Raw genomic sequence first — 11,346 nt, forward strand, 5'->3', positions numbered from 1 at the left:
TCCTACAATTTACGTATTACATATTCCGCCAGGTAGCAGCCAAACACAGCAGGCATGTAGCTCACCGTACCGGCAGTAGATTTTTTGTTTTGTTCATTATCTACCAGAATCACGGCATTCGGATCAGCCTGCTCGGTACTGAACACCACGGGCAACTTACGTTTCATTCCCATTTTCTGCAAACGCTTGCGTACTGCCTTGCTCAGCCCGCAGTGATAGGTTTCCCATAAATCGGCAAAACGTATCTGGGTAATATCACGCTTGGCACCTGCCCCCATGCTGCTCACAATCTTGATACCGCGCTGCAAGGCATGGTAAATCAGGTAGCACTTAGGAGCTACCGTATCGATGGCATCGACAATAAAATCGAACTTCGCACTGTCCAGCAACTCAGGGATAGCCTCATCCTTCAGGTAAACCGGCAGTACCGTCAACTGAAGTTCCGGATTTATATCGAGGAAACGTTGTGCCAGCACCTCAGCCTTTTTCTTCCCCAACGCCGAATGAGTAGCCGGAAGCTGACGGTTGATGTTGCTGGGCTGTACCGTATCGGCATCCACAATTGTCATGCGACCTACTCCGGCACGGCAAATCATTTCGGCGGCATAAGCCCCCACGCCTCCCAGTCCCACGACCAATACATGCGCTTTCCGCAAACGTTCCATTTTATCGCCTCCCAGCAACAGTTCCGTACGCTGCTGCCAGGCCTTACTGTTTTCACTCATGAATTTTTCTTAAACCATTTATAAAACCAGTTGCCCACCTTATCATAATACTGCGTTTCAGCCCATCCACGTGGATCGGAGAACGACAGTGTTTCCGTCGGGTCACCCTTCTGTTCCGGATAAAGCAACATGATACTGTTATTATTAAAATATTTCGATATCTGCATCGGCAAACGTTCGAATGCCGAGTCGTACGAAATAGACCCACGACGTGCACTGATGATAACCAGCAAATGATCGTAATTCACCTGTCCGGTCAGAATAAGCAAGTCATCCCAATTCTCCAGTTCCGAATAAGCAGCCCGCGTATCTTTATGCTTTTTCTGTATATAGCCCCGGATATATCCGAGCGTCTGAGGATGTACATAGAAATGTACCCGGCACCCCAGTTGACTGCTCATACGGCACATATGAGAAATCCATTTCACAAATCCATGTTCAAATTCAGCCTTGGGAGGAACTGCCACGATAATACGTCTCAACGTATTGACCGGCATCAGGAAACGAGCAACCATTACCTGCAAGTATGTATTTTTCAACAAGTTTTCGGTCAGCTTTCCGAAGAAAGAATCCACAATGCTCATCTTGCAGTGCAAACCGACGATGATATTCGTTGCACCATATTCCTTTGCCGTGTGCAAGATACCCGTCGTAATATTCAAGTCGAAACGCGATACAGTTTTCAAACGTACATTGGTAGCAGCGGTAATCTGTGCCGCACGTTCCAGATTACGCTTACCGCGCATTTCCTGTCTGACCGAATCATTACTGTCATTCACCACACTCAGAGCGACCAAATTATCAGGCTGTTTCTCGTCACGCACCACCATTGCCAGACTCATCAGGCTCTCCAGCGTTTCAGGATTCGCTACCGGAATAAGGAACAGCTCCTTTTCCTGAGCCTTTTCATCATCCACAGCGGCATCATCCATAGCTATACGCTTGGCTGCATGCTCGGTAATGAAAGAACTGACTACACAAGTCACCAGAATCAGTAAAATGGTTCCGTTCAACACATCCTCGTTCAGCAGACGTTCACCGTTTGGTAAAATAATATTATAACCGACCAGAACGGCAGCCAGTGTAGCTGCTGCCTGAGCATTGCTCAATCCGAACATCAGTTCCCGTTCCAGCGCCCGCATTTTATAAATTTTCTGTGTGAGCCACGAAGCAATCCACTTACCCAGCAAAGCCACGATAATCATCACTACAGCTACCTTAATGGAATCAATATGCCCAAACAGTACGTTTACGTCAATCAGCATCCCCACCCCGATCAGAAAGTAAGGAATAAACAACGCGTTGCCTACAAACTCCAGATGACTCATCAGCGGCGAGACATGCGGAATCAGCCTGTTCAGTACCAGTCCGGCAAGGAAAGCTCCCAAGATACCTTCCATACCCACAAACTCCATCAGTCCTGCACCAAGGAACACCATTGCCATCACAAAAATATACTGCACTACATTATCGCTGTAACGGCGGAAGAACCATCTTCCGATACGTGGAAACGCATACATGATGACCACACTCAGCACCACCACCTTCAGCACCAGCCAGATCCAGAACATATCAGAGGTTTCCCCCTTATACATACCTCCAATCACAGCCAAGACGAGCAGTGTCAGCGTATCGGTCACCGCAGTACCTCCCACGGCAATACTTACCGCCCGCTGCCGGTTGATGCCGTAGCGAATCACGATAGGGTAAGCAATCAGCGTATGCGAAGCATACATGCTGGCAAGCAGAACCGAAGTAATCAAACTGTAATCCAGCAGATGCAAATTGGTCCATATACCTATTCCCAGCGGAAAAATAAACGCAAGCAACCCCAATACGGTAGCTTTTACACGGATGCTCTTGAAGTCCTCCATGTTCATTTCAAGTCCGGCAAGAAACATGATGTAATAAAGTCCTACCTTACCAAACAATTCAAAACTGCTGTCGCGTGCCAGTATGTTAAATCCATGTTCGCCAATGACAACTCCCGCCAGTATCATACCGATAATATGAGGAATACGCAACCGCTCCAACACAATGGGGGCGAACAATATAATGACCAGCACCAAAAAGAAAATCCACGTAGGGTCGGTGACAGGAAGATGAAAATCAAAGTTTACAAAATCGAGCACTTCTTTCATAAATAGGTATTACTATTTCATTTTAGAAACAAAAATACAAAAAAACTTCCTATTTTCCGTATTAATAATTCAGAATGTTTTATTTTTGCAATCGTAAATATTAGCAGACAAAACACAGCGTTTAGAAATTATTGTTTTTTTGACAAAGCGAAGAGAAAAGCGTCTGCAAAATAAGAAAAATGTAATTATTAACAGTTTAAGAAGATTGTAAGAGATGAAAGTAGCTATTGTTGGTGCAAGCGGAGCAGTAGGACAAGAGTTCCTGCGTGTGCTTGATGAGAGAAATTTTCCGATAGACGAATTGTTGTTATTTGGTTCTTCACGCAGTGCAGGACGAAAGTACACGTTCCGCGGAAAAGAAATCGAAGTGAAACTGCTGCAACACAATGACGACTTCAAAGGTGTCGACATTGCCTTTACTTCTGCGGGAGCAGGCACATCGAAAGAATTTGCCGAAACAATCACCAAATACGGTGCTGTAATGATAGACAATTCAAGTGCGTTCCGTATGGATGCAGACATTCCTTTGGTCGTACCCGAAGTAAATCCCGAAGACGCATTGAACCGTCCACGTGGTATCATCGCCAACCCGAACTGTACAACGATACAGATGGTAGTGGCACTGAAAGCTATCGAAAAACTGTCGCACATCAAGCGCGTACATGTTTCTACTTACCAGGCTGCCAGTGGTGCTGGTGCAGCTGCAATGGATGAATTATACGAACAGTATCGTCAGGTACTTGCCGGAGAGCCTGTAACCGTCGAAAAATTTGCTTACCAGCTTGCATTTAACCTGATTCCTCAAATTGACGTATTTACCGACAATGGTTATACCAAAGAGGAAATGAAAATGTATAACGAAACACGTAAAATCATGCACTCCGACGTGAAGGTCAGTGCAACTTGCGTACGTGTACCTGCACTCCGCTCACACTCAGAAAGCATCTGGATTGAAACAGAACGTCCGGTTTCTGTAGAAGAAGCACGCAAGGCGTTTGCCGAAGGAGAAGGACTGGTGCTGATGGATAACCCTGAAAAGAAGGAATACCCGATGCCGTTGTTCCTCGCCGGAAAAGATCCTGTATATGTAGGACGTATCCGTAAGGACTTGACAGACGAAAACGGTCTGACATTCTGGATTGTAGGCGACCAGATTAAGAAGGGAGCTGCACTGAATGCCGTACAGATTGCTGAATATCTGATTAAAGTAAAAAACATCGGATAAGTTTTTTCACGGACAGATACAAAAGAAATAAGGCAACCTGCATGCCCGGACAGAATTATTGCCGGGCGTCAGGTTGCCTTTTTTTCTTATCTTAATACATTTTACACACATGCAATATACTTATCCATACGATTCTCCATTGGGAAAAATCATCCTTGCCAGTAACGGTACATGCCTTACCGGATTGTGGTTCAAAGGACAAAAGTTTTTTGCCCGTATATTAGAAGCGGAACACGAAGAAAGAGATTTTCCCATTTTCCGTCAGACAGCCAGTTGGCTGAACACTTACTTTTCAGGAAAAAAGCCAGACTTCATGCCTGATCTGGAACTTCATGACACTCCGTTCCGCCTGGCGGTGTGGCATATCCTGCAACAAATTCCCTATGGCGAAATCATTACCTATAAAGAAATTGCTCAGGAAATAGCCCGGCAGCGAAATTGCAAAAGCATGTCGGCACAGGCTATAGGAGGAGCCGTAGGTCATAACCCCATAAGCATCCTTATCCCTTGCCACCGCGTAGTAGGCAGTAACGGAAGTCTGACAGGCTATGCCGGAGGACTTTCCCGCAAGATAAGCCTGCTGAAACTGGAAGGAAAGTGTCTATAAAAATTATACCATACACACTTTCAGAGAGCATTTACTGTCGCCTATTATATTTTCATAACTATATTGGTCTGCCTCTTCACGAGTAACAATTGGCTTTATATTGATTTGTGTATTGCGTTGATTTAATTTACTAATTTTCATCTATATTCCGGCTGTTGTTTCTGGAGACAGAAAATGCTCATTATTTCAGATTGTTATTCATAACTTTGGTTTCATTTATTATCATTTCAGTCCTTCATTCAAATATACTTCCAGATTAGTATACCCCTCGCTGCTCAATGCTACTTCCACTCCATCAGCCGAATCATACGGATTCAGTCCATGCTTTTTCTCCCAGATATCAGGCATACCGTCTCCGTCCGTATCCAGACGTTCTTCAGGCTTTACCCCACCATCCGAGAGTTTCACCCATGGAGAGTCTTCCCCTTGCAGCATGACATCTTTCGGTGTGTCTATGATGCCTGGCATGCGATCGGCATTCTTACCTATACTACCGGAATAAGCAGCCGTTCCACTACGTGTTTCATTTACAATCCGTTCGTCTATCTTATCCCTCCATTTGGAACAACCAGCAGAAGCCAGAACCTTATCATAGGCTTCAAGAGCTGTATGCGTAGTAACCAATCCCGTTTCCAAGGGAGTTTTCAGGCGGATCGTATCACGTGTAACAGCAGAAAAGCACCCATCGGCACTTGCCGTATCAAGCTGTTCGTATACCCCTTTCGTCCAGTTGTCTGCCGTAACTTCAGGACATCCTTCCACCACATTGCCATCTACATAAAACTTTCCCCATACATGCAGCATCGGATGCCATCTGTTGGGTTCACCTTTACTGTTATGGCAATATTTCTCCGAACGCACTCCTGCCGCAACAATCCGGTATCGTACTTTATTATGAGGAGTAGCAGGACCGGGCTTATAATAATTGTTCACAATATTCACCTTCATACCTTCAGCCCCGTAACATCCGTTCCCGGCCCAGTTATAATATACATTATTACGCACATCCACATACTCCCGGGTCTGAGTTCCCGGACGAGGTCCCAGACGAGGAACGCGACTGACATGATGTGCCATCAGATTATGATGAAACGAAGCATGGTCGCCTCCCACTATTCCTCCATATCCGTGTGCACCTTTGACATGCCCTCCATGATTCAGGCTCTCGGATATGATACACCACTGAACAGTTGTATTCTCATTGCCATATATAGAGCAGGTTTCATCTACCGACCAACTGATGGAGCAATGGTCTATGATAATATTTTTCTGGTCCGTACCTCCAAGTCCGTCCGGCTCTCCTTTGACTTCGTTTCCTACTCTCAAACGCAAATAACGCATAATTACATGATTAGCCTTTACGGTTATCGGATAACGTGCAATACAGATTCCTTGCCCCGGAGCCGTCTGTCCGGCAAGAGTCAGACTATCTTGTTTGATTCTCAGCGGGCTGTTCAGAAAAATAGTACCTGCCACATCGAAAACCACAGTACGTGCCCCTTCCTGGTTGACAGCATAACGCAAAGTTCCTTCCTGCTCTCCATCTTGAAGAGTCGTTACATGATAAACCTTTCCACCTCTTCCTCCTACAGTATATCTGCCAAATCCTTCAGCTCCCGGAAAAGCCGGCAGTTTACCCTCTGTAGCAGTCCAGTCAGCGGCCTGCCCTGCCGAAAAAGCGAGCAGCAAGCCTAATGAAGCAAGCGTAAATTTCATAGTCATACGATTTATTATTGTGTTTTCACACGACAAAAGTAAGAGAAGCAAACAAGAATGACGTGCACTATTTTAGTAAACAACGTGCACTATTTAGGCAATAGGCCAATTGGAACAAATAATACACTCAAACGTCATCGGCAGTAAAGTGCCCCATCACCCTACAGCCAATGGCGTAATGCACAATCTTCAGGCAAGTTATTATTTTTGCTGTTCCTTTACGATATCCTGCACCAGACTATGCAAATTAAACCAAAACTGCAACTGCCTTGTAATCCCATAAACTTGTCAACCCAAGAACAAGAGATACTTCTTTCTTTATTTTTCCGTATTTTTCTCTTTATATTCGGAAGGCGTACAGCCCATGGCAGCCTTAAAAACACGACTAAAATACTGAGGAAAGGAAAATCCACACATGTACGCAACTTCCGATACTGCATATTGTACCGAGTCGAGCAACTGTACCGAACGTTTCACACGCATGTCTTTCACAAAATCGATGGGAGAAACCCCCAGTATCGACTTTATCTTCCGGTAAAACATAGAACGCCCCATACCCATCGAATCGGCAAGATCTTCTATCTTGAAATCAGGATTGTTCAGGTTCTCCTCTACACGCTGTATGATGTTCTTAATAAACTCCTCATCGAAACGGGTAATCTGTGGCAATGACGGCGACAAGTCTTCCAGCTTACATTCCGGCTTCTTGCCTGCTTCTGCTTCCTCCATACCTGCCGGAGTATTACCTGAAAGCAGAAAATCCTTCAAGCGGGTACGCTGCTGCAATACAGACTTAATCCGTGCACAAAGATACGCAGCACTGAACGGTTTGGTAATATACCCGTCGGCACCATATTCCAGTCCCTTGATACGATCTTCAAGCGAAGCCTTTGCCGACAAAATAATAACCGGAATATGACAAATATCATGGTTATTTTTTACAGCATTCAGCAGTTCGATACCATCCATTTCAGGCATCATAACGTCACTGACCACGATATCCGGCATTTCTGCCATAATCTTTTCCAGTCCGGCACGACCGTTGGGCGCTTCCAGTACCCGATATTCCCTTTGCAGGATATGCACCACAAAACGCCTCAACTCCTCATTGTCTTCCACAACCAGCACCGTAATATCTTTCTGTGCTTCACCTTCTTCCTCACCTTCCGTTTCAGACTGTACGTTACGCGTACCATCGTCCAAAATAAATTCTACATTCTGGTCGCGGTGATAAACCTCTGCATTCAAGGGGAGGCAGACACTAAACGTACTTCCCTGCCCCAATGCAGTATCCACCTCTATTTTTCCGTGCATGATATCCACCAGATTGCGGACCAGTGAAAGCCCGATACCCGTTGATACCGACGAACGTTCGCTGCCGAAGGTCTCGAAACGGTCGAACAGCTTGCTCAGCTTACCAATATCTATACCTTTCCCTTCGTCTTTCACCCGTATCTGTACATAGTCGGGCAGCAACGCCACAGTAAGTGAAATAGACTTTCCTTTAGGCGTATACTTGAATGCATTCGAAAGCAAATTGAATACAATTTTCTCAAACTTATCTACATCCGTATATACCTTCACTTCCTCCTGTGGAGCCACAAAGCTGAAATCAATTTCCGACTGATGAGCCATGGCTGTAAAGTTTTCGTATATCTTCCGTGCCAGAGCAACGATATCCACCTGCTCGATATACAGTTTCATTTTATTATTCTGTATTTTGCGGAAATCGAGCAACTGATTGATAAGCTGCAACATACGTTCCGTATTTCGTTTGGCAACCTGCATATTCTCTTTACCTTCCTCCGAAAGTTTTTCCCGTTCTATAACCTCCTCAATCGGTCCTTCAATCAGCGTAAGCGGCGTACGAAGCTCATGCGATATATCGGTAAAGAAACGTAATTTCATTTGAGTAAGCTGCTTTTCGAATCCAATCTTCTTCCGCAACCCCCAAATGTAGACGATAATGCCCGATACCACAGCCAGAGCCAACAGGAAAGAAGCAATATAAATCACCCACGCCCATCCGGTTTCCCAAAACGTAGGTTCAACATGAATATGCAGCACACTCACATTGTCCGTCCATACACCGTCACTGTTACTGGATTTCACTTCCAGGTCAAAATCGCCTGCCGACAAGTTTACCAGACTGACCGAATGGTTCTTGCCGATATAAATCCAGTCGCTGCCTAAATTTTTTATACGATAAGCATACTCCAGATAAGACGGTTTCGTGAAATCGAGCGCAGCAAAGGAAACGGTAATATTCCGTTCGTCAGCCTCCAGTGTAATCGAATCATTCATCAGTGAATTGATGACAGAAATCCCTCCACGACGTTGTACGCTCAATCCGGTAAATGCAATATTCGGTACATATGTACTCTTCTTCAATTCATTCAGGTTGATACGCAAAGCTCCTTCATTGCATCCCACATACATATTGCCCGAACGGTCCACCACCGGAGGAACTTCAGACAGAATAAGGTTTGAATTGACATTAAAGTGATTATACACCTCGAAATCAGGATGTGCCGGAGAAAACTTACAAATAATGTTCTCGAAGGTAATCCATAACCTCTTTTTATTATCTTCCACCATGGCAAAGGCAATGTCCGAAGGAAGACCGTTTATCTTGTTATAATGGAAAAAATCAATCTTATCCGACAGAAGCCCGTCGAGCGGCACCCGACTGATACCTCCGCTGCACGTAGTGATATACACTTCCCCGGCCGATGTTTCCATTACATGCATCACATCATTATCACTCAGGCTGTTTTCACGGTTTGCCTCACAATAGTTCAGATAAAAGCGAATATCCTCGGGGTTGCTGAACCGTGAAGAGAATGAAATCAGTCCGTCGGTTGTACCTACCAGTGTAACATCATTCGAAAGCGGACAAATGCTGCGCACACGCATGCATTTACCCTGCGGATAATTTTTCTTCAGCCTGTTGGCTACATTCATAAAATGCAAGTCGTCCGGACTGCCTGTGGCAAGATTCAATCCACCTCCATAGGTTCCTACCCAGATATGCCCGAATCGATCCTGCGCTATCGAGTACACAGCATTACTATTTATCCCGTCCGGATTATTCTGCTCTACCCGATACTGTTTCAGTGCATATCCTCCAGCGGCAGGCTTTCCCACAAACAAGCCGTGTCCGCGACTCCCTATCCAGAAGTTTCCCCGGTTATCTTCAAAGAAAGCATAGACATTGGCTCCAAACACAACCGAGCGGTCTTTTACAATTCGCCCTTTACTGTCCAGATTGCCGCAATAGTCAAGATACTTGTCGTAAACTTCCACTATTCCGTCTTTCCTTGCCATCCATACCCGTTCGTGTGAATCGATATAAAGTCCTCTAACTTCCGTACTGGACGCTCCAATATATTCAAAATTTGTATTTGGGAAAGTAATCCGGTCTACGCCTCCTCCCTGTGCCAGCCACACATTCTTATGATTATCTACATAAAAACCACGGTTAATCCCTTCATACATACTTCTGGCAGCTTCCGTCAGCACATAGCTCTGCTGAAACTTATTTTGCTTCGGATTATAATAACAGAAAAAGCCATCAGTCGGAAAAGCCCAGATATGTCCGTATTCATCTTCGTGAATAAAGCTGAATCCCAGTTCTCCATCCCGGCGACGAGGGTAATCGAGAAATGCAGCCTGCATACCTTTTTTATCTATCCTGACGATATGTTCCCGGCCATTCTGCATCCAGATATTTCCTTTGGAATCCTGAAAAATACAAGAAGGCTGAAAGTCTTCCTGTCCTTTGCCAAGTATAAAATGTGTAACCTGCTTTTTCTGTGGATCGTACATAACCAATCCCCGCTTGCAGACTACTCCCAGCCGTCCGTCGGCAAGCGGAAAGAGCTGACAGATACTTTCCGCCTCATCAGGCAGGACAACAGGACGAAGCCCACTTCCGTCTACATACTCCATGAGTCTGCCGGACGTACCGGCTATAAAGAAACTCTTTCCGGCACTTGCAGCATAACGGTAAACCTCATCTCCTTTCAGAGATTTATTGCCATAAACAAAGTATCCTTTATCCGTCAGTGCCCACTCTCTTTTCTGTGCATCAAGTGCTACCTTATAGACTGTACGGCGTGAAGATGAAGCAACCGGAAAATAAACGAGTCCACCTTTTTCCTTATATCTATAACAATCTATCCGCCACAGATCTCCATTATCGCTCGTAACCCACAGCGTACCGTTCGACAAGGCAAAAATATCCGATGCCGCAGTACACAGCTTTACGTCGGGATGATAGGCGAAGACATCCTCAAAACATTCTTTACGGGTATCAAACAAGTATATTCGCCGGTCGTAACTCTGGCAAACCAGCATTTCATTTCCTGCAAGGACAAGATTTACCAGACGGTTGTATTGCAACTTGACTCTGTCCGTTGGATACGACTTATAGTTCTTAAAGGTATATCCGTCAAACTTTTCCAGTCCGTTCCACGTTGCCATCCACAGATACCCCTTCTCATCCTGCAAGATACTCTGCACCGTATTCTGCGACATACCGTCCTTTACCGAATAGTGCTTCACATTGATAAGTCCCTGTGCAGCCGCCGGAAAAAAGCCAAGCAGTATATACGATATAATCAAATATAAAGTGTTTCTCATACAAACTCCTGTCGTTTTTACGCAGGGACAAAGTTATAAGAAAGTTTATAACTAAAAAATGAATTTGCCATATTACATTAAACGTTTATTCTGAGAAGCTACACAAAGCATTAAGATGACTTGCCGATCCTTCAAGCCAGCACAATCGAAATGGTCTGAGAGGTTCAGACGATAGCCCCATACACACAAAAGAAGGTGTGTCAAAAAGCACACCTTCTTTTTTAGCACAAAGCCCCGACTTTCACAAGCTGGGGCTTTGTTATTACCTAAAGATTTTGTATCTTTAAG

At 44.9% G+C, this 11,346-nt stretch carries 6 protein-coding genes and 1 pseudogene; 2 read left to right on the forward strand and 5 right to left on the reverse strand.

Annotated elements, in window-relative coordinates; all coding sequences use genetic code 11:
- Window positions 1–2: 2 nt before the first annotated feature.
- Window positions 3–725 carry a tRNA threonylcarbamoyladenosine dehydratase gene (locus tag ACZM60_RS09135; protein WP_489521338.1) on the reverse strand — a complete coding sequence of 241 codons (723 nt, stop codon included), beginning with the start codon at window positions 723–725 and terminating at the stop codon, window positions 3–5.
- Window positions 722–2,866 (reverse strand): cation:proton antiporter, encoded by a 2,145-nt coding sequence (locus ACZM60_RS09140; protein ID WP_489521339.1) that lies wholly within the window; start codon window positions 2,864–2,866, stop codon window positions 722–724. Before ACZM60_RS09140 ends, ACZM60_RS09135 begins: the two co-directional genes overlap by 4 nt.
- 214 nt (window positions 2,867–3,080) lie before the next feature.
- On the opposite strand from ACZM60_RS09140, the gene ACZM60_RS09145 reads away from it, so the two are divergent.
- Window positions 3,081–4,091 carry an aspartate-semialdehyde dehydrogenase gene (locus tag ACZM60_RS09145; RefSeq protein WP_340318970.1) on the forward strand — a complete coding sequence of 337 codons (1,011 nt, stop codon included), beginning with the start codon at window positions 3,081–3,083 and terminating at the stop codon, window positions 4,089–4,091.
- A 109-nt stretch (window positions 4,092–4,200) separates the two neighbouring features.
- Window positions 4,201–4,698, forward strand: a complete 498-nt coding sequence (locus ACZM60_RS09150; protein WP_489521340.1) for a methylated-DNA--[protein]-cysteine S-methyltransferase — start codon at window positions 4,201–4,203, stop codon at window positions 4,696–4,698.
- A 222-nt stretch (window positions 4,699–4,920) separates the two neighbouring features.
- On the opposite strand, the gene ACZM60_RS09155 is transcribed toward ACZM60_RS09150, so the two are convergent.
- From ACZM60_RS09155 to ACZM60_RS09165, 3 genes and pseudogenes are all read right to left on the reverse strand, one after another.
- Window positions 4,921–6,414, reverse strand: a complete 1,494-nt coding sequence (locus ACZM60_RS09155) for a pectate lyase (protein WP_489521341.1) — start codon at window positions 6,412–6,414, stop codon at window positions 4,921–4,923.
- Between the two features lie 318 nt (window positions 6,415–6,732).
- Window positions 6,733–11,058: a hybrid sensor histidine kinase/response regulator transcription factor gene (locus tag ACZM60_RS09160; protein WP_489521342.1), complete on the reverse strand. Its 4,326-nt coding sequence runs from the start codon at window positions 11,056–11,058 to the stop codon at window positions 6,733–6,735.
- A 72-nt stretch (window positions 11,059–11,130) separates the two neighbouring features.
- Window positions 11,131–11,346, reverse strand: a pseudogene (locus tag ACZM60_RS09165) (hypothetical protein); the annotation flags it as partial.

Source organism: Phocaeicola sp. (assembly GCF_057861905.1).